The sequence below is a fragment of the Methylomonas sp. Uni0009 genome, from assembly GCF_054188105.3.
Genome location: NZ_JBTAFN010000001.1, coordinates 4164963 through 4185225 on the forward strand (window position 1 = coordinate 4164963; position 20263 = coordinate 4185225).

At 53.0% G+C, this 20263-nt stretch carries 21 protein-coding genes; 10 read left to right on the forward strand and 11 right to left on the reverse strand.

Annotated elements, in window-relative coordinates; genetic code table 11:
• The first annotated feature begins 11 nt into the window (after window positions 1-11).
• From ACWAU0_RS19255 to traN, 10 genes are all read left to right on the forward strand, one after another.
• Window positions 12-830 carry a DsbC family protein gene (locus tag ACWAU0_RS19255; protein ID WP_458137608.1) on the forward strand — a complete coding sequence of 273 codons (819 nt, stop codon included), beginning with the start codon at window positions 12-14 and terminating at the stop codon, window positions 828-830.
• Window positions 827-1339, forward strand: a complete 513-nt coding sequence (locus ACWAU0_RS19260; RefSeq protein ID WP_458137609.1) for a TraV family lipoprotein — start codon at window positions 827-829, stop codon at window positions 1337-1339. The genes ACWAU0_RS19255 and ACWAU0_RS19260 overlap by 4 nt, the downstream gene beginning before the upstream one ends.
• Before the next feature lie 131 nt (window positions 1340-1470).
• Window positions 1471-1770 carry a TraA family conjugative transfer protein gene (gene traA / locus ACWAU0_RS19265; protein WP_458137610.1) on the forward strand — a complete coding sequence of 100 codons (300 nt, stop codon included), beginning with the start codon at window positions 1471-1473 and terminating at the stop codon, window positions 1768-1770.
• Between the two features lie 13 nt (window positions 1771-1783).
• Window positions 1784-2041, forward strand: a complete 258-nt coding sequence (locus ACWAU0_RS19270) for an RRXRR domain-containing protein (RefSeq protein WP_458137611.1) — start codon at window positions 1784-1786, stop codon at window positions 2039-2041.
• On the forward strand, window positions 2038-4452 hold the full coding sequence (gene traC / locus ACWAU0_RS19275) for a type IV secretion system protein TraC (protein WP_458137612.1): 2415 nt from the start codon (window positions 2038-2040) through the stop codon (window positions 4450-4452). The genes ACWAU0_RS19270 and traC overlap by 4 nt, the downstream gene beginning before the upstream one ends.
• A complete protein-coding gene (locus tag ACWAU0_RS19280; protein ID WP_101053600.1) occupies window positions 4442-4759 on the forward strand; it encodes a hypothetical protein in 318 nt (105 codons plus the stop codon). Before traC ends, ACWAU0_RS19280 begins: the two co-directional genes overlap by 11 nt.
• A 4-nt stretch (window positions 4760-4763) precedes the next feature.
• Window positions 4764-5327, forward strand: a complete 564-nt coding sequence (lepB, locus tag ACWAU0_RS19285; protein WP_101053598.1) for a signal peptidase I — start codon at window positions 4764-4766, stop codon at window positions 5325-5327.
• Window positions 5314-6522 carry a TrbC family F-type conjugative pilus assembly protein gene (locus ACWAU0_RS19290; protein WP_165786340.1) on the forward strand — a complete coding sequence of 403 codons (1209 nt, stop codon included), beginning with the start codon at window positions 5314-5316 and terminating at the stop codon, window positions 6520-6522. The genes lepB and ACWAU0_RS19290 overlap by 14 nt, the downstream gene beginning before the upstream one ends.
• The gene (locus ACWAU0_RS19295; RefSeq protein WP_458137613.1) at window positions 6519-7475 is read left to right on the forward strand and encodes a TraU family protein; all 957 of its coding nucleotides are present in this window, start codon (window positions 6519-6521) and stop codon (window positions 7473-7475) included. The genes ACWAU0_RS19290 and ACWAU0_RS19295 overlap by 4 nt, the downstream gene beginning before the upstream one ends.
• Window positions 7475-10258 (forward strand): conjugal transfer mating pair stabilization protein TraN, encoded by a 2784-nt coding sequence (gene traN, locus ACWAU0_RS19300; RefSeq protein WP_129871405.1) that lies wholly within the window; start codon window positions 7475-7477, stop codon window positions 10256-10258. The genes ACWAU0_RS19295 and traN overlap by 1 nt, the downstream gene beginning before the upstream one ends.
• A 13-nt stretch (window positions 10259-10271) precedes the next feature.
• Here traN and ACWAU0_RS19305 read toward each other — a convergent pair whose 3' ends face one another.
• The 11 genes from ACWAU0_RS19305 to ACWAU0_RS19355 form a co-directional block, all read right to left on the reverse strand.
• The gene (locus ACWAU0_RS19305; protein WP_033159592.1) at window positions 10272-10544 is read right to left on the reverse strand and encodes an HU family DNA-binding protein; all 273 of its coding nucleotides are present in this window, start codon (window positions 10542-10544) and stop codon (window positions 10272-10274) included.
• 143 nt (window positions 10545-10687) lie between these two features.
• A complete protein-coding gene (gene qatD, locus ACWAU0_RS19310; RefSeq protein ID WP_033159591.1) occupies window positions 10688-11458 on the reverse strand; it encodes a Qat anti-phage system TatD family nuclease QatD in 771 nt (256 codons plus the stop codon).
• 13 nt (window positions 11459-11471) lie between these two features.
• A complete protein-coding gene (qatC, locus tag ACWAU0_RS19315; RefSeq protein WP_458137614.1) occupies window positions 11472-12407 on the reverse strand; it encodes a Qat anti-phage system QueC-like protein QatC in 936 nt (311 codons plus the stop codon).
• Between the two features lie 15 nt (window positions 12408-12422).
• Complete coding sequence (locus tag ACWAU0_RS19320) at window positions 12423-12839, reverse strand: hypothetical protein (protein ID WP_458137615.1); 417 nt, start codon at window positions 12837-12839, stop codon at window positions 12423-12425.
• Window positions 12836-13441, reverse strand: a complete 606-nt coding sequence (gene qatB, locus ACWAU0_RS19325) for a Qat anti-phage system-associated protein QatB (RefSeq protein ID WP_201798989.1) — start codon at window positions 13439-13441, stop codon at window positions 12836-12838. Before qatB ends, ACWAU0_RS19320 begins: the two co-directional genes overlap by 4 nt.
• Before the next feature lie 269 nt (window positions 13442-13710).
• Complete coding sequence (gene qatA / locus ACWAU0_RS19330) at window positions 13711-15654, reverse strand: Qat anti-phage system ATPase QatA (RefSeq protein ID WP_033159588.1); 1944 nt, start codon at window positions 15652-15654, stop codon at window positions 13711-13713.
• Window positions 15655-15847: 193 nt separating this feature from the next.
• Window positions 15848-17302, reverse strand: coding sequence for an ATP-binding protein (locus tag ACWAU0_RS19335; protein ID WP_033159587.1), 1455 nt, complete (start codon window positions 17300-17302; stop codon window positions 15848-15850).
• A 230-nt stretch (window positions 17303-17532) separates the two neighbouring features.
• Window positions 17533-18642: a helix-turn-helix domain-containing protein gene (locus ACWAU0_RS19340; RefSeq protein WP_033159586.1), complete on the reverse strand. Its 1110-nt coding sequence runs from the start codon at window positions 18640-18642 to the stop codon at window positions 17533-17535.
• Window positions 18639-19238: a hypothetical protein gene (locus tag ACWAU0_RS19345; RefSeq protein WP_033159585.1), complete on the reverse strand. Its 600-nt coding sequence runs from the start codon at window positions 19236-19238 to the stop codon at window positions 18639-18641. Before ACWAU0_RS19345 ends, ACWAU0_RS19340 begins: the two co-directional genes overlap by 4 nt.
• 148 nt (window positions 19239-19386) lie before the next feature.
• Window positions 19387-19587 (reverse strand): DUF7706 family protein, encoded by a 201-nt coding sequence (locus ACWAU0_RS19350; RefSeq protein ID WP_033159584.1) that lies wholly within the window; start codon window positions 19585-19587, stop codon window positions 19387-19389.
• Window positions 19588-19599: 12 nt separating this feature from the next.
• On the reverse strand, window positions 19600-20253 hold the full coding sequence (locus ACWAU0_RS19355) for a hypothetical protein (RefSeq protein ID WP_101053448.1): 654 nt from the start codon (window positions 20251-20253) through the stop codon (window positions 19600-19602).
• Between the last annotated feature and the right edge of the window lie 10 nt (window positions 20254-20263).

Sequence of the window (20263 nt, forward strand, 5' to 3'; positions counted from 1 at the left end):
CAAAGGTCGTTATGACGCTACGCCACATTCCTTTATTACTGGCCATGCTATTCGGTACATCCATTGCCCTGGCTGCCAACCCTCAAAAGCCTGCGGTCTCGGATATTACCGCCGGCTTGCTATCGATCAAAATCGACGGCATGCAGGACTTGCCGATCTCGGGCCTGAAGATGGTCAAGTCCGGCGAGCAGACGTTGTTTATCTCCAGTAACGGCCGCTTTGCTTTTTACGGCGGCAAATTGATGGACATCTGGACCCAACAGGAAATCAAGGAATTGGCTGATATCGACAAAATCGCCAATCGCATCGACCTGTCGCGGATGAAACTCAAGTCCGACGATTTGGGCGCCGTGACCGTCGGCCACGGTAAAGCCCAGGTATTGGTGTTCATCGATCCGCGTTGCCCTTATTGCGGCAAAGTTATGAAAGAGCTGCAATCCTTGCAAGACCAGTACACCTTCAAACTGGTCATGGTCCCCATCCTCGGCCCCGAGTCGCAAAACCTCGTCGTGCAACTGGCGTGTCAGTTGGGAGCCAGCGATACCAAAGCCAAAGATGCCGTGCGCGACCGACTGTTGAAACAGGATTACGCCGGCTTGCCGACCGAACCGCCCGCTCAGTGCAACAAAGAGCCACTGCAGAAAGCCGTCGTCACCGCCAAGTTGTTCGATTTGAAAGGCGTGCCGTTTCTGATCGCTCCGGACGGTCGCACCCACAGTGGCGCACCCGAGGTGTTAGCCGATTGGTTAGCCGATAAACCGAAACCGACGCCAAGCTCGGTATCGATGCCAGATCCTCAAAACGCCACAGTTACCGAGAAAAAGCCATGAAATCGATTTACGCCATTCCTCGTTATGGCTTCAGTGTATTACTGATCGCCATCACCACCGGCTGTGCCACCGAATACGGCTGTAAAGGCATGCCAGATGAACCCAGCTGTCTGTCGACGACGCAGGCCTACCAGGTGACCAATACGGCGATAAAGGAAGCGCCTCCCGAAACCAGCCAGGAATCAGAGCCAATGTCAAAACCGGCACTCGCACCACCGTTACAACAACCCGTGCCCAAAATAGAGGATCCCACGCCGATTCGCACGCCATCCCAAGTCATGCGTATCTGGATCGCGCCTTGGGAAGATGCCGAGGGCGATTTGATGGTGTCCAACTACGTCTACACCGAACTGGAACCCCGGCGTTGGATGATTGGCAAGGCGGCACCGACAGCCAGTTCGTCTTTGATTCCTTTACAAGTCGAGCAACGCCCAGCGGAGAAACGATCCAGCGTCGATACCACTGATGACGACAGTCCAGTGAATCGATTAGGCAAACAATTGCCCTGATCCTTGATCCCATTTCACCGCAGGTACCACACCCCCTGCGAGAGCGAGCGGGCAACCGCTTAAAACCTGCCGGACTGAACGTCCGAGATTCGACGGGCAACCGTCTTTTAACCTTAACGAGGACATCTTTGATGAAAACATCGCATCGAACCGGGGTACTGGTGACCCTGGCATCGCTATTTTTTATGTTGATGGCATCCGACGTCATGGCCGGTGCCGGCGGTACCGAGTTCAACAACGTCTGGACCTTGCTGACCGGCTGGGTAGAAGGCTTGCTCGGCCGCATCATCGCCATCGTGTTCGTCATCGTCGGCCTGGTCGCCGGTGTCGTGCGTGGCAGCATCATGGGCTTTGTACTGGGGATTGCCAGCGGGGTCGGCCTGTTTGCGGCGCCGACCATAATCACCAACATCGTGACGGCCACGATTTAGGCCTGGAACAACGATGACCGGTTCAACTATTGATACCGAGAACACGGCGGGCAACCGCCGCCCTTGCACATTGGCGAAGGATAAGCGGACCGTCAAGGTCCAAGCCGCCAATGGTCAGCCGATCAACCCCTGTCATCCGGCTAGAGCCCGGCAGTTGAAACGCAAAAAACGTGCAGTTCGCGTTTGTCGACATCCCTTTACGATTCGCCTGCGTGCCGAGCATCAAACCGAAACCATGCAACACCTGTATTTCGAGGATCAGACCCCATGACCACCGCGCAACGCCAACGTGCCGATCAGTTATTCACGGTACTGGCTTATGAATATGACCATCATCTGTTCTTGATGGCCGATAGCAGCATTGGCTTTGGTTTTCTGTGCCGGCCGATGACAGGTGCCGACGCCAGCGTGTCGGCGAGGGTCAATGTGTTGCTCAATCAGGACTGGCCGACTGACACCTTGTTGCAGATCAGCCTCTGGACTTCGCCGGACATCGAGGAAGCGCTGGCGATCATGCAGACCCGGCGTTTGAAGCAGCAAAAGCCGACCTATAAAACCATGACCCAGGCCAGCGTTGATTTTTTGCGGCGCGGCACGACCAAGGCGCCGGAAGCAATTTCGGGGGCACGCCTACGGCGCAGCCACATTCTGGTCACGGTCAAACTACCGATGGCATCCCCCCGACCGAGTGAAGCTGACATCCGCCGGGCCAGCGAATTGCAACTCGCTACCCAGCAGTCGCTGTCGACTATCGGTTTGTATCCCGAAATATTGGGCGCCGATCAGTATGTGCGTATCGTGAATACGCTACTCAACTGGCAGCCCGATGCCGGCTGGAAAGACCGGGTGGTACCCGAGTGCGATCCGACCCAACTGATTCGTGATCAGTTATTGGATTACGACAACGCCATTCGAACCGACGAGAAAGGCATTTGGCTTGGGTCAAAACGCGTCAAAACCTTGTCCGCCAAACGCACCCCCGATCATTTTTATTTCGGCAGTGCCAAAAGTTACTTGGGCGATATTCTCTCCGGTACTCGTGGCATCCGCCAGAATACTTTGCTCAGCCTGACCTTGCATTATCCCGATGCCGAATCAACCCGCACTCGACAGGAAGGCGTACGGCAATTCATCACCAATCAGGTCAATACGCCGATTGCCCGTTTTTTACCGGTGCTGGTCCAACGCAAACACCATTTCGACGTGTTGTTCGACGCGTACCGCGACGGTGACCGACCGATTCGGGCTTATTTCGGGGTGCTGCTGTTCTGTGACGAAGCCGAAGAAGCGGCGGCCGTTTCGAATGCGCGGGTTTATTTTCGGGAGCTGGGTTTTCAGCTACTGGAAGACAAGTATTTCTGCCTGCCATTTTTCCTGAATTGTTTGCCGTTTGGTCCCGAGCGTTCGGCGATTGCCGATCTCAAACGCTACCGCACCCTGGCCACGCGGCATGCGATTCCGTTATTGCCACTGTTCGGCGACTGGGCCGGCACCGGCACGCCGACCTTGAATTTCGTCTCGCGCAACGGCGAACACATGGCGGTGTCGCTATTCGATACCACCGGCAACTACAACCTGTGTATCGCTGCCGAATCCGGTAAAGGCAAATCCTTTCTGACCAACGAGATCATCGTCAGCTACCTGACCGAGGGCGCACAAATCTGGGCGATCGATGTGGGTCGCTCTTATGAAAACCTCTGCGAGGTACTGGAAGGCGATTTCGTCAAATTCACCCACGGTTCCAGCATCTGCATGAACCCCTTCGAGATCGTGCAGAACTTCGAGGAAGAAGCGGATATGTTAGCCGGTTTGGTCAGCCAGATGGCTGCGCCGACCGAGAAACTGACCGATTTTCAAACCGCCGGTCTGAAACGCATCCTGAAACAGCTGTGGACTGAAAAGGCACAGGCCATGTCCGTTGACGACATTGCCCGGCAGCTCTGCGCCGAAGCCGATCAACGATTGAAAGATGTCGGCGAGCAGCTGTTTCCCTTCACCACCCGCGGCGAATATGGCCGCTATTTCAACGGTAAGAACAACGCCAAATTCGCCAACGACTTTACCGTGCTGGAACTCGAAGAGCTGAAGGGCCGCAAGCATCTGCAACAAGTCGTGTTGCTGCAACTGATCTACCAAATCCAGCAGGAAATGTATCTGGGCGAACGCAACCGGCCCAAGATCGTCATCATCGACGAAGCCTGGGATTTGCTCACCGAAGGCGATGTGGCCAAATTCATGGAACACGGCTACCGGCGGTTTCGCAAATACGGCGGCGCGGCGGTGACGATTACCCAGTCGGTCAACGACTTGTACCGCAATGCCGCCGGTCGGGCCATCGTCGAGAACTCGGCGAATATGTATCTGCTCGGCCAGAAAGCCGAAGTCATCGAAGGCATGAAGCAGGATCGACGCTTGCCGTTGTCGGACGGCGGCTACGAACTCCTCAAAACCGTGCATACCTTGCCGGGCGCCTATTCCGAGATTTTCTTCATCACCGAGATGGGTTCCGGTATTGGTCGGCTGATCGTCGATCCTTACAAACGTATTTTGTTTTCCACCAAACCCGAAGACGTCAACGCCTTGAAACAGTTACGCCGGCAAGGTTTGAGTCTGGGTGATGCCATTCAACAACTCATCGACAGCCGCAGCAGCAAACCCAGGGAGACTGGTTATGGATCCTAAATCGCAATGGCTCAGCACCGTTTTCATCGCAGCCTGTCTGGGTGGCATCAGCGGTTGGCTAGCTGCTCAACAGCAATTACAACAGCCCTTGGCGCGCCTGAGTCTGGTCACGCCAGTGTTCGTACTTGACCGGGGCAAGTTAATTCAATCGATACCGCCCAATGCCAGCCAGGAGCAAATGGCCAAAATAGTCGATGACTGGCAGGGTCAAGCCAAGAAACTCAGTGATGCGGGTTATCTGGTCATCGATTCAACGGCGGTGGTGGCTGCCCCGGCGGATGTTTATGTTCAGCATCACACCCGGTGAGTCTATGCAATCCAATCATTCAAACCTCGCCACCACCAAGACAACCAAAACCAGGCAGAGACCCTATCAAACCCGAGCGGCATTACGGCGATTCATCGGGAAAGCTTTACCGATTTTGTTGCTGGTGCTGGTCGTTGAACGCTATATCGGTCAACGCTTTCTGATCGGCGGCGACGATCAAGTCAATCGCTGTCTGCCGGACAAATGGGTGTACCTGATCGACACTCATAACAAGGATATCTGGCGTGGCGATTTGATTGCCTTTCGCGCCGAGCGCATGGCACCGTTTTTCAAGGATGGCCAGATCATCGTCAAAATCGCCGCCGGTGTTACAGGTGACACCATCCACGTCGATCCGCAGCACACCTCAATCAACGGTGAACGGATCATCGACGGGCTGCCTTTGACGGAGAAACTCAAAAAGCCGACGACACAATTCAAACGTCATGAAACCATTCCACCTGCAGCCTATTGGGTCACGGGGCAAACCGACAAAAGCTTCGATTCACGATACTGGGGCTATGTCTACGACCATCAAGTGATTGGACGGGCCTATGCGTTGTTTTGATCTTCCCCAAAAGCCTTGGCGTCAATCGGTGGTCTGTTTGCTCTGTTGGTTCGGTGTGCAAGCGGTTCAGGCGGAGGAAGCGTGGCTGCAACGCTCTCAGGCTATTTTGAAAGCCTTAGAAGGCCAGTCCCGACCCGACTGGTTAAATGGCCAATCCGAACAGTTGGACATAAAACGCCAGGCGCAACAAATCCTGGAGTCTTCACAAGCGATTCGGGCAGAGGCGCTATCGACAAGCCCGACAAAATTAGCGAGCGGTCTGCCAACAACGCCTTCAAACAAACCAGTCACGCAATTGTTTGTGTCCTTCTCGCTGGGTGAGTCCGCGCTGAAAGGCATCTTTGAAGAAGTCGCAGGCCGAGACGATGTGTTGCTGGTGTTTCGCGGTCCAAAGCCCGGCCAAAAACTACCGGCGTTGATGGCCGACCTCAAACGCTTGCTGAAAGGCATCGAGCCGCTGCCCAACATCGTCATCGACCCCACCCGCTTTCAACGCTGGTCGGTGGCCTCCGTGCCGGACATCATCGTCGAACAGGAAGGTAAAGCCCGGCTGCACGTTCGAGGTGTCAGCAGCCTGCCCTGGCTGGACGAACAAATCAAAGCCGGCAAACAGGGTGATTTGGGAACCTTGGGCGATGTCGGCGAGATTGCTGAAATCGACTTGCTCGAAGAGATCAAACGCCGGATGGCGGCCATCGACTGGAAACAAAAGCAACGACAAGCGATTGAGAGATTTTGGGGACAACAAAAATTCGAAGACTTACCCACGGCTCAGGCCGATCGTGAACGGATCGTAGATCTGACCATCACCGCCCCGCGCGATCTGACGGCACCCAATGGACAGCTGATCATCCGAGCCGGACAAACCGTCAATCCGTTGGACAAGATGCCGTTTGGCTTATGCCTGAAGGTATTCGATGCCACGGTGCCGGCTCAAGTCGAGTTGATTCAGTGTCAGTCCTGCCAGAATAAACAGGCTCGGGTGATGTATCTGGCCACGGCTCTGCCGCGCCAGTCCGGGTGGGATAGTTTGCAGCGTTTGGAAACTGCGCTTCAGGCACCGGTGTATTTATTGACACCGGATGTGCGCAGCCGCTTTCAATTACAGCAGGTACCGGCGATTGTCGAACAAGTCGGTAACCAGTTAGTGGTTCGTGAACGAAAACTGCCTGCCTCAACAGGAGAGCGGTCATGAATCTGTGGATTTTGCCTTGGACTTTGGGAGTGTTGGTGACGTTGGCTACCCCGGTCTATTCCGAAACCACCACCAATAGCGTCGACCCATTGTGCTCGGACGCCGAGCTGTGGTCCGGCAACCTGATTACCGATATTTGTTGGAGCTGCTTGTTTCCGATTCGTGCAGCCGGGGCATCGTTGGGCGGCGGCAACGTACCGAGCATCGCCACCGACGAGAAGTTCTGTTTTTGCACCGATCCGATGGGCATTCCGGAGCTGGGCGGACATAAATTCAGCGCCTCGAATGTGCGCTTAATCGCCACTACCGGCAAAGCCGATTTCGATGCCAGCGAAATGTCCTTTTTTAACTACCACTACTTTGCGTTTCCATTGACCATTTTGCTGGACCTATTCTGGGATGGTCGCTGCAACACTGATGGCTACCGGGATTTTGATTTGCTATATGTCTCGGAACTGGACCCGACCTGGAACAACGATTTATTGGCGTTCTTCACCAGTCTGGAAACAGCGTTATTTGCCAATCCGGTGGCCATTTCGGCTTGTGTCGCCGATGCTGCTGCGGCGGCGGCCGGTAATCCTTTGGATGCTTTGTTCTGGTGTGCAGGCGCCTGGGGTCACATGTATCCCTTATCCGGCGTTTCGCCGACCAGTTATGGCACCGATCCGCGCATCACCAGTCTATTGGCTACGCGGGCGACCGCCTCCTTGCACCGGCGCGGGCTGGCCTGGAAGACCTCGGGCAACGATGCTTTATGCGGTGGCTATATCTATCCCTTCATCCCCAAGTCGCAATACCGGCTATCGATGTTTTATCCAGTTGCCGAAACCGAGTCCAATCACGCCATTGGCGAAACCACCTTCAAGTGGGGTGCGGGACGTACCTATCCGGGGCCGGGTGAAGACCATCTTTACCTGCTGTGGCGTTGGCAGGACTGCTGCGTGGGGCTGTGATGACTGTCAGTGAGTTATTCGAACCGCAACATTGCTTGACGCAGACATTGTCTGCGATTTTGTGCGTGACGCTGGCCTGGACGCCGTTTGGCGTATCTTGGGCAGATGCGATTCAGGCAGCTGGGCGCAATGGCCAACAACTAGGTGAGCAAATCCTCGGCGATTTTGCCTTTCCGATTGATACCGGCAATGGCTCGCTGACCTTGAATCCGGGGACGGGTCACGAAAGCGCCATTTCGATCGGCACATTGTTTCCGGATACGAATAACACATCAACAACGACCAGCGATTTTGCCAATCTTTATGGTAACAACCCCGGCACGCTAGCGGCGGGTCTGGATGCACAGACCGCCCTGAACGGCGAAACCAGCTTCACCGGCGAAGCCTATCGCACCTTGATCGACAATGCCCACCAGTCGCATCCGGATTTACAAGCCGATCCGATCTGGCACAACGGCGATCAGGTAATCAGCGACTTCACGCCTTGGGCACAGTCGTTCTCGGACTGTACCACTGTGACCACGCAAACGGCGACTAGCCATTCAGTACAAATACCTGATTATCAATTGTGTCTGCGGCAACCAACCGTGCCGCAGAGTTGCACGGCGACGCATCAGGTCAGTGTCGTACCGTTACTCAGTTTTGTATCCGGTGACGGCGGCATATCCAATTGCGGGCCGGGCTGCATGGATTTGTATGTCGGTCGGGTCGGCGACAACTATTGGTCGTCCGGATGCGCGGTGTTTACCTGGCAAGTGACCTATAACGTCCTGCATCCGGAAGCGATTGTCAGCGCTACATTGGAGGACGTGGAGTTCGACGACCATGCTCGGGTGTATTACGGCGGCAACCTGATTTATACCGGTTCCACCGGCTGGGGCGGCGCTTGCGAGCTCAGCAATAGCTGGGTCGATCATCCCAATCGCGACGTCACCTACGCCTTCAACAGCGCGGGCAATAAAGTCTTCAAACAAGACACGATGGTCGGCGGTAATGGCGAGGGCTATTCGCGAATACGACTGCGTTATGACTTGTCGAAACTGATCACCCAGGACGAATGGAGCTGGAGTGGGCCGAATTGCCAAAACTTGGCCAATGCGATCACCGACGGCATTTGCCAGGCTGGCAGCCAATTGAGTTGTACGAACGATCCCGCCAATACCTCGGGTTGTTACGTCGATCCCACTTCGCAAGTCATGGTCTGCGGTACGGATTTGTCACAAGCCCCGGTGGCAAGTTCGTCAGGGATTCGTAATACCTGTATGAATATCCAAGCCGCCGGAAACTGCGATTTGAATCAGTACGGCCAATGTTGGACCGATACCGCCGGCACCCATTGTCTGGAGCCGCCGGCGAACGGCGTGCCCCAAAAAACCTGCGTTTCGTTAGAAACCCGAGGCTGCTCGTTCATCAAAAGCCAATGTACCAGTGTACTCGCCTCAGGTACCTGTTGGGACAGCGTCGATACCTACGACTGCGGACAAACCGTTGGCATTCCCGGCATTCAAAGCAATACTCAACAGCAATGCGCCGGGCCGATCCGCTGCATGGGCGAAGACTGCATCAGCGTGAATCGCACGCAAAGCCAGGATTTCACCAAGGCGGTGGCCTTACTCAACAGCGCCCAGCAAATGGCGATGGATTTGCATTGCGATTACGCCAATGCCGATCTGCAGCAAAAGGATCCGACCACCTGCCAGGTATTCCAAGGCAAGCCGGCCAGTTGCAAAATGGTCGGTGGCGCACTCAGTCTGGTCGATTGCTGCGAAACGCCCTCGGGTGCGATGGGACTGGGACGTTACATTGATTTATTGATCGCCACCAGTCAGATGGACAGCGCGGTGATGGCCATGGACAGTACCTCGGCGATTCGAGGCGCCTGGGAAACCATGCGTACCCCGTTCACGTTGGCCGGCGATGCCTGGAACAGTTTTCAGGCGGATTTTGCCTCGACAGTGAATGACTTGGTCGGCACCGACATGCTCAGCACTAGCGACATTGCCTCGCAAGGCTTGCTCGACTCGCTCAAAGGCGAATTGATGAAGTCGGTGGCGGAATGGATAGGCCAGACCTTTGGTGAAGCGGCCGGCAATGCGCTGTTCAGTGCCGGCGGCCAGGCGGCCTTCGATTCGGCGGGTAATCTCACACCTGCTGCGGAATCCGGTGGTGTCGAATTGGGCGGCGGTGCCGCGGTTGCCGGCGAACTGCTCAGCACCTTGATGACAGCCTATACGGTGGTGATGATCATCATCATGATCATCCAGATCGTCTATTCCTGCGAGGAACCGGAGTATGAACTGGCTGCCAAGAAACAACTGAAAGTCTGCACGGACCTCGGTACCTATTGCGAAAGCAAGGTAGCTGGCGTGTGTTGGGTGCGCAAGGAGAGCTATTGCTGCTATAACTCGCCGTTAGCGCGCATCCTCAACGAACAGATCAAACCGCAACTGGGCATGGATTTCGGTACGCCGGAAAGTCCGAGTTGCACCGGCATCAAAGTATCGGATCTGGACCGAGTGGACTGGACCCAAGTCAATCTCGACGAATGGTTGGCCATTCTGGCACAGACAGGGCATTTGCCGTCCGCCGCCAATGCCGCGTCCATGCTGAATCTCGATCAACTCACCGGGTCGGGTAGCCGACTCAATCCGCAGAAATACGGCGCAGCATCCAGCGGCAGGCAGGATACCTTAACTCGTACCCAAGGCCGGATGACCGATTTGGATGTCCCCTCGGTCAAACGGCAGTCTGAACTGGAAGGCTGGGGTATGGGGCCGCAATAATGAGGTCTATCCCTTACTGAACCGCGTCTTTCAAGCCCTTGCCGGCTTTGAACGAAGGCAATTTGGCGGCGGCAATCGTAATGGCTTCGCCGGTTTGCGGGTTGCGGCCAGTGCGCTCGGCGCGTTCTTTTACTTCAAAGGTACCAAAGCCTACCAAAGCCACGGAATCGCCGGATTTCAACGCGGCTTGAATGGATTGAGTAATGCCATCCAATGCGCGACCGGCGCCGGATTTAGTCAGATTGGCGTGGCTGGCGATGGCGTCGATGAGGTCAGATTTGTTCATGTATGTTATTTCCTTTTTATGGAGACGGTTTATTTGAAGTTTTGTCAGCGAGCGCGATCCTAGACTCGGCAATTTTGCCCCTCGCTCTGAAATCGATTCAGTGAATAACGAGGATTAGCCATATTTTATGGCAAAAGACAGACTTAGTAGTCCGAGCTCCCTTTCGATGCCAACATCATACGCAGATTTTCACGTATAGTTGCCGTCAATAGTACAGTCGAAATTCCATAAAGCCGGCTTAATCTCTCAACTACACCTGTTACATCGGACGGTTTTGATATGCGATCACCAATTTTGGTAAATGGACCGTCAGTTTCCGTCAATAATCTATCGAGAGGGATGAGGGTAACGGTTGATGTATGTTTCTCATTTTCAAGCATTGCAGAATTGACCGAAAAATAACACCCCAACTCGATAGCGCGTCTGACTTCCGCCTTACTACCGGTGAACCAGTGCAATACGACTTTTCCTCTAGGGGGAGGCAAATACCTTTCAATATAATCCAGTACAGCCTTTGCGGAACGGGCACTGTGGACCGAAATAATTTTATCCCCTACCGCTGCACAACGTTGCAAAATATGCCGAAATACTTCCTTCTGTAATTCGAAAGACTTATAAAAACGCGGTCCCGCGTCTAGACCAACTTCTCCGACATAGCGAGTTTCGGGCAAATAGCGTTCCCACAATTCAATTTCACTCGCTCGCTCGGCTACTAACTGTGGATGCAAACCTAGAGCTGCTCGCACATGCCTCGTACACTGGGCAATCTCGTGGTTACGTGGCCATGCCTGTGGGGTTGTCGTGACCGTAAGTGTGTATACGCCAGCCTCTTCGGCCTCCCGCACGGCAGCTTGATGGTCCGGGTACAAATCAAGGTGACAATGGAAGTCCACGAGACCCGCTGTAGCGTTCATGAGCATTTTCCCCTCAGCTTGGTTTCGTCTTGACACCATCAATCAGACTCGCCACTTCGTCCAAGCCACGTCGGTAAACATCGGCAAAATGATCCAAGCGCGCAATCTCGTCGGTAAGCGAACCAGGTTTGTGGATAAGGAGATGTGCAAGCTGCGGATTTGCCCTGAGCCGCTCAATCGCATACTGAAAGGAACGGACTTGCTTACCAGTCGATTCCCGAGTATCCAGAGGCCGGGCGTGTAGGTCGGACACGGTATATGTCGTCCCATCACTCCCCTTACCCCAAGCAGTGTCCAATGCAGCGCGACGAATCAAACATGGAAGACAGTAGCCGCAATGCTCAATGCCTAGCCCGTGCCATCGCCCCTTAGTAGGTGATGAGCAAGATAACGAATCTGATGCCAGCTGCTTTAAAAGTTCAGGATTTCGACAATAGGCAGCCATCTCACCTTTTGTCTTATCCCAATAAGGGTTATCAATGCTGCCGTCAATTCCAAGCTCTCCTAAAAGCTCATTCCATCGCGCCATGTAGAAAGGATGCGTGGTGCGCGTGCTATTGGAGCCGAGTCGCAAGGGATCCAAGGGCACATTCAGTGCTATAAACCCGTTTTCCGGCACACGAAGAGTGAATCTCTTCCCAAGACCAGAGCCAACAAACACGCCTAGGGCGAAGAACAGAAATGATCGACCACGGGTCGTGTTTTCTGACCCAACACCTTGCACAAGGCCATCCTCAAAAACCATCCCGACTCGCAATCTCTCGAACAGCGACTTGTCATAGTACTTCTTCAACCCAGAAAACAGCTTGCTTTGGGCATCGCTGGTCGCGCCTTCACCGAAATGACTAACCAGTAAAGGAGTCTCGCCAGTTTCCAGCAAGTCGATGGCGCCTATCAGGCTGTCCAAACCGCCAGAAAACAAGCTCACTGAATCGAAAGGTGGAGCCATCAAACTTAAAGAGGACTACTGTGCGATCACCGCAAAACGGGACGGACGCGCCCTGAATCCGATAATCCACCTATCGCCCGTCAGAAAATCCAGCGCTTTCTTCAGCGTTGCTACTACTCCGCCCCATCGTTCCGGTTCACTGACCGGCACCACGAGGCGAATCTCTCGCGTCCAAGAGTCTTGCGACTGTTCGGTACGAGAGATTCGTGTATCTGCCGCATGCACATGAGCAGCAATCAAGAGCAGATCAATACCAATTTCCGATGGGAATACACCAAGCTTATTTAGATTGGTCAGTGCATCACCAATGCCGTGATCCAAGGATCGATTACCAGCAACGAGCTGAAGATAGGTCGTTTGCTCGTCGGCTTCTGAAGGAACTTCGAGGAGATCATCAGGGCCAAAACGGCCCACCAAAAGTTGCCTCTTCATTGGTTAGCCTCTGCTTCTCCCATTGCCTGCAGGATGCTAAATGCGGACTCATAAATCGAATCCACGAACGATTGGATCTTCTCTATGGTCAGATTTGGTGAATCCACGTAGGCTCGTGTTAGCGCGTCGCTTACCCCGCCACGGATGAAATCGCGTAATTGTTTTTCGACGCGAAGGGCGACCTTAGCATCTGCCGGCATTGTTACCACCTTGGTGCCGATGTCATTACATATCCGGGCTTCGATCGCATGCGTCGCATAAAGCTCGAAGACAGTCTGCATTTGATCCGGAGTGAACGTGGAAAGATCGGTTAGCCCTTCACTTGCCAACTCTACAATGGTTTCGATGTAAGCTTCGCGAGCAATGCCTTCATCGACCGTACCAGCTCCAGGGCAGATATAGTCAGCTAAGCCAACAAAAATTTCGGTGATCGGACGTCCCGCGAGAGACTCCAGATCAAGTGCACGCAATGCCTCACGAACACCCCGTGCCTGTACATCAGACAGGAAGCCTAGGAGCCGAGCACCAGCCGTTCGTGATGCGCCCATGCGCTGGGCGGCCAGGCGAGCACCACCGGTCGACGCAGAAACATATTTCGACACTGCCCGGCCTAGGCTGGCTCTATCACTACCACCAGAACCAGCGAATCGAGTAAAGTTATTACGGGCACCAGAAAAACGTTGTGGGTCAGCAGCTTCACCAATGGGTGGACGTTTTGGAGGTATTGGTGACCCCGCACTATCGGCAGGTGGCGGGCTATCCGTTCCAGCCGGAGGGGTTACGGGAGCCTCCCTACCATCTGCATCCCCGAGCCATGTTGGAACTAACGGCGTACCGCCGCCAGGACCGCCATACGACGTCGACGTTCCCATCAGCGCCCTCCCTTTATTTCCTTGAGCGCCGCGTCGGCAGCGGCCTTAAGTCCAGGGTTGTTGGTGACCTTGCTCCAATCTCCCAGTAGTTTTGACAGACGCAATTTGCACTCATCGTCTTTGATGACGCTTTGCCATCCACTAACGGCCCAAGGTCCGCATTTGCTACTCGGCAATGCCTCAAGGAAGTCCATTAAACGACCTTGCAAACCGAGTTGAGCTTTAACGAGAACGACGAGCCCATCGACACCAACCGGTTTCGTATCGAAGGTGCCTGTGCTCATGATCTTGGTACGCACTGCTTCAAATACCTTGTCTGCTTCGGGTTGAACGAGCTGCTTCAGTTCGGATTCGTAACCCTGGACAGTCATTTTGCCACCGAAAAGTTTTTCTACCACAACAGCCAAATAACCTAGAACTGATACCGGGCCAAAGTAATCTTTTTTGTCCTTTGTTACGAACAAGTAAGGGCGTAAATCGATGCCCGAAAGCTTTGGTGATAAGCATGCCCATTCACATACTGTTTCCAAAGACTTCCATTCAGCTAAGACACCAGAACCAGCACTAACCCCTGGATCGAAGGATTTCTGATCTTTCAATTCGTTCTCTGAGTTGTATTGTTCCTCAGAAGTCGCCAAGTCATTTTCAAGTGATTCGAGATCTTCGCATAATCCTTGAGGATGAACTGCCGCAACAAACGCTATCTGCTCAAACAGTCTCGGAATGAAGCGCTCTGCAAGCATGAGCTTAGCAAGCACTGGTAATTTAATGTCATCCCCGAAGCCACGTGCCTCAGCGGTGCGCTCACGTAAGAGAAGCGTATTGAGGAATCTTTTGATCTGCCGCGGATTGCCCTTGCTTCCGCTGGCCAGAACCGGACCAATCTGATCACTGAGGGCGAGCGCATTGTTGACTTTCTCTGCCTTCTGCCCAAGCGCATTTTTAACGGTCGCGGCATCGAGACCACCACTGGTCCAAGGACGCCTAAGCTGCTCCCGAGCCACACCAATGAGCTTCGCGTAGTCTGCATCTCCCTCGCCAATCTCCGCGCCGGCGAGCAACAACGTTACGTAAATTCGTGTTTCAGCCTCACCGAGTGCAGGAATGCGGAACGGAACCTGAATGAGCTTTTCTAGGTAGTTACGGGCATAGTCCCGAGGCCCAGTGCTATCAGGAAGGTCGGGAAAGTGCTTGCGTACCGCATACTCGATCATGGCTTCGTCAGCTGCGACTACAAATGCAGTTCGGGGCGTGAACACGAACAGCCTAATTGCTTCGAGGGTTTCGATCGCAGTATCAGGCAAGCAACGGTCAAGGTCGTCGATTAGGACTACAAGCTGCTCGATACCCGCATCCTTTAAAAGCTGCTCAAACGCCTTGCGGAACGCTTCTACCTCTTCAGGTACATTCTTGGTTTCGCAGGGCTTCAGCAGAGCTTTCACTTCACCGATAGTGGCCGAGATATTTTCTTTCGTTGCCAGTTTAGCAGGATCTTCCAACACCCCTTCGAGAGAGCCAATAATACCCGTTACCTGATCAGGCGTTGGAATTCCTGTAAAAGCCGTAACAGCCAAACCTCCCGCTCTCTTGGCAACCTTCAACCAATCTATGCGGTGGAACACCTCCTTGACACCGGATACAGCTTTGGTAAGCGCCGGACGTTTTTCGATCAAACCAGTTACGATTCCCTCAATTAGGGCGATTTTCGCATCCTCGAAACCCTGGAAGCGCCACCCGTTGAACTTGAGGCATAACACTTCTTCAGTCCCTTCGAAACCTGAGTCTATCATTTCAAGTACGCTAGACTTGCCCGCCCCCCAGTCGCCATGCACACCGATCGTCACAGGATGATCTGGATTTTTCCGAAGAAGGCCAATGATTGTCGTCGCTATGGCCTCGTTATTCAATAAATCGACTTTGGTCTCGTTATCGGTCAGGATCATTATTTTCCCTTACACATTGCGTCTGCTACCTTGGCTAAGTTTGACTGAATTCAAATTTACGATTGCGGCGCAGCGATTGGTTTGCCTCGGCTATACACGTCGCGCAGACGGTCATCGGCGATATTTCCAGATTAAGTCTGCAATCCATTTGAGTTGGCTTTGATGCATGGTTTCCTATCGCCGGTTGCCCGGCTTAATCGTTAAATTCGGGTTGATTCAATTCCGAAGCCCCCATCCAGTAGCACAGCAACGGTGCGGGTAGACGCATAATCTGGCTGGCAGTATCGCCAGTTTGCGGCAAACCGGTCATTAAGCCGAAGTCATCCAGCGATTTAGTGACAACGTAGCCGCGGGCAATTTTCTTTTGCTCACACAGTTCGATCAAACCTTTCAGTTCCCGTGCGCCGGTATGCTGGGCACGGTATTTCACTTCAAAGGGGATCAATTGGCCGCCGATTTCCGCGACTAAATCGACCTCGCGGTCTTTTTTCCCGTGCCAGTAGGTAAAACGCACATTTTGGGAATAATAGCGCGCAAAAAGATGTTTAAACACGGCGGTTTCGGTCGCTACGCCCAAGGCGGCGGGATCGTCGATGATACTTTTGCCCTTGAGTAAAACAGCGGGCGCGATCGCGGCATCGGCCAGATAAATTTTGAAGCGGCCCTTGAGCACGTCTTTGCCATAGCCAAACGGCGGCAAGCGATAAATCAGGTGGCAGGCTTCCAACAGCTCGATGAAATGCTGAGCCGTGGGACGTTTGACTTCCAGGTTGCTGGATAAGTCGGTGATATTCAGCAAACCGCCATCATGCATGCACAGATAGAGGAAGGTATGCTCAAGATCGAGAATCCGGCGCACACCAAACAGCGCGGTCATATCGCGCTTGAGCGCCTTATCGATAATGTCTTCACGCAGCAAGCGTTGCGCCTGAGTGATGCTTTCCACTTGGGCGGTTTGCGGGAAACCGCCGCGAATCAGATACTCGTGGAAATGGCCGACATAAGGCACGGCGATTTCCTGCGCCCGGTAAAATTGTGGCGGCGTCCAGTCGAACAGCTCGGTCAAGCTCTTTAATGGCGGTAACGGTGGCAGTTGCACTTGTTTGATTTGCAGGTACTCGTAGAACGACAGCGTAGTCAGCCGAATAGTGTGCCAGCGACCGACGCCGGACTCCTGGTCGGCTTCCACCAAGGGCATGGCCGAACCGGTAAAGACGATGCGACGCTGTTTGTTGAAATCGATCTGGTGTTTGACCCAGGTGCCCCAATCGCGAATAAACTGAGCTTCGTCGAGGAACAGATATTCAGGTCCATCGACCCGCGGCTCGCGTTCGCGCCAGGCTTCCAAAACCGCTTCGATGCCTGCCAACTTGAGCACCGGATGGTCAAAAGTGGCGTAAAGGATGTTGGCCGCCGGAACACCTTGCTTTAACAAAGCGTCGATCTGTTGCAGCAGCAATGTGGTCTTGCCGACCTGGCGTGCGCCGGACAGCAAAATGGCGCGATGGGCAGGCGGATGATTGATCCAGCGACTTAACTCACGCGAAGCGGCACGCTGCCAATCTGGCAAATCGGCAATCGGTTCGCTTCTCCACCAGGGATTGAATTGGGCCAATACGGCAATTAGTTCTTCTTTTGAGACTCTCATGAGTCAATCTTAGCACTATAATGATTTTATTGTCATGTATAGATAACAATAAATAGGTCATAATGCTAATACTGCCGAATTTTTTATGCCTTAGCGCATTCTTCTGTCAACCGAATGTCGTCACCCTTCGACAACAATTCCATTCATGAAGGCTTGCCAGAGCCAAAGCAAGTCTTAAAGAAAAGGCGATTGTCTAGCAAAAAAAACGACATCAAGTTACTTTTGAAAACCTAATTCAAACTACGATGATATTGCAGAATAACAATATTATTCTGAAACGATTCATCAGCTTTAACGCCAACCAACTGATCGAGAAGTTCAGGTTTTACAAACATCAAGTCGGCAATCATTTTTCTGGACATGCCGCATTGCTCGGCCAAAACTTTCATGCTGTCCAAAATAACTTCAGGCTTTTCCTGAACCATATCACGATCTTCATGCTCCTGAAGCGCTTCCCCGTGCCGACGCAATGAAATAACACCAGACCGATATTGCTCTTCCGAAAACGCGCCGAGCTGCCGACCACGATACAAAATCGCCGCTTTTGAGACCCCCCAGCGCATTTTGATGTCGGACAGTGCTTGCCAATTCAGCCGACTGCCGCGTAACGCTTTTTGGCACTCCTTAATAAAATATGCGCGCGGCATTAAAAACGCGCTCGCAAATCGGTTGGCTTGGGATTCTGTTGCTCTATCCCCCGTTTGGACGCCAACGTGAATGGTCAAGTGTCCAATTTCATGCGCGATTCCAAACCGGGTACGGCAAGTCGATTTCCCTCCAGCATTTAACGTAATAACCGGCCGCCGAGTAGCAAACGAAATGGCATCGATCTCGTCCGCTAGCCCACCCGTTTTTACCAATACCGCACCAGCATTTTCTGCAACGCGGCTCATATTAGCAATTGGCCCTAAACCCAACCCCCAATGAGACCGGCTTATTTCAGCAACGCGTTCAATCTCTTCGGGCGTTGATACCTCTTCATGTAGAAAATCGTAATTGGGAAAATCTAAGTTCTGGTCAAGAACGGACACCAGTCGCTTAAACATCTCGCCCTGTGCACGAGCGACCTGCTTAAGCGCAACTTTCGTGGTCAGCTGTTTACGAAAATGGCACTGCTCGTCGGAAATCGGCATCGGATCGACTTCCCTGAAAAATCGGGGCAGCACGTCCAGAGCTTCCGCCAACGCTGTTTCCAGGCTTTCATGCGGAGGCTCTAAGCCTGATTCCAACCGACTGAGATATTGCTTTGACTTATTGACTCTATCGGCCAAATCCTGCAAAGACAGCCCGTGAAATAACCGAGCAAGCCGAAGGTTTTGCCCAAGAAAATCGGCGGTCATAGCCGATTGGCCTCGTCTTTGGAACCCGCGACTGATTTTTTCGGTTTGACGGCAGGTTTGCCTATTTCAACAGCTTCAGGAACAACAACGGCATTAACACTTTGGAAAGTTCTAATCGCACCGGACTCCCATTGACACCGCACCACGCCCGTCGCGTCGAATCCGAGAAAAACAACTGAAGGCTCAGCATCATCATTGATGCCTTGATCAATGATGAAACAGTAACGGCATGGGTCCTGGTCGCTCTCAATATCATCGAAAAATGACGCTTGGTAGCGATTAACCGTCAAGACGGCTTTTTTCTTTGGGCTGTTTGGATCGTCACTGCTGAATCGACAAGGTACGCTACCAATTGTGAAGACCAAATCATTGGCGTTATTACTGACCTGTAACCAAGAATAAGTTTTTGCCAGAGCCAAGCCTTTAATCCGGTTTTTTTGCCGTCCGAATGTGGTGCAGCCACGCGTGTAGTTATCATCTGTTTCTGAGGAAAGATCGTCGAGCGTTTTGTAGTGTTCATCCAGTAACAACTCTGCGACGACGGATAAACGTTCATGAGTCAAATCCGAGTGGTAATGTATAGGTTGAGGAAGCATTCGCCCTCCAAATTGTGCAAAAATAAAAAATCGTCAACCTAATAATTGTGCATTTTTAAGATTTTGTCAACTTAGCACTTCAGATTCACTCTAATCCTCAGCCGAATTTACGGTTAGCTTCTTTTCAACGAAATTGACGGGGTGTTTCCTAGCGTGGGTCGTAGCCAATGGCAACCAAGTTCCTTCTGACCTTTTCCGCAACAGCGCGCATGCGATAAGCCCCCTCATCATCGACAGCCTGACTGCAATAATCAGCAAATCCAGTTCGCTTTAGAAATTGCGCCAAATCCAAAGCCTCCTGTTCGGATAACGAAACACACAAGCATATTTCACTCGAATCAACGCTCATTGCGCACCTGCCTTAATTCGAGTCGGTCTCATCAACCAATGAGTCCTCATCCTTGGAAAGTTTCACTGGCTCACCCAACAGTCCAGATTGCTGTCGGGCCAATCGCACTTCCTCTCCATGCCCTTGTTCATAAGCTGCCTGATGCGCATGCCGTTCCATCGTCACAATTTTATTCGCTAGCCGCTGCAAGCGCTGCTGCCACTGAAGACGTGCATCAATGCAATGTTTGTTGGAAATGACCTGGCACAGCCACAAGGTGTCCATCACGATCATCAACTGGTCCAGCAAACGAATCAACTCGACGAACTGGGCAATCTGGGGCGAGGCAATCTTGGCCACAAATTCCCTGGGATGCGTGTACGTCGGCGTTTCAGTGATGCCGTTGTCGGCCTTGAGTTTTTCCAACCGACTCTTTTCCTGCTGCAGTTGCTCCGCACATTCGGCAATCATCTGACTGACGAGGCTTTCAATTTCATCGACCGTTTCCTCTCTTCCAATGATGCGCAGAATCACGTCGATGGCGTACAGGGACACCATCAATCGATGATAGCTGTTACGAATCACCCGAATGGCTTGTTCGCTGTTGATGCTAAATGTACGTTCAAATATTGGCCGACTGATGGCACGGCGCGGGGCTGGTTTGGGCTGTGGAGCTGCTTCGGACATGACCGTTTCC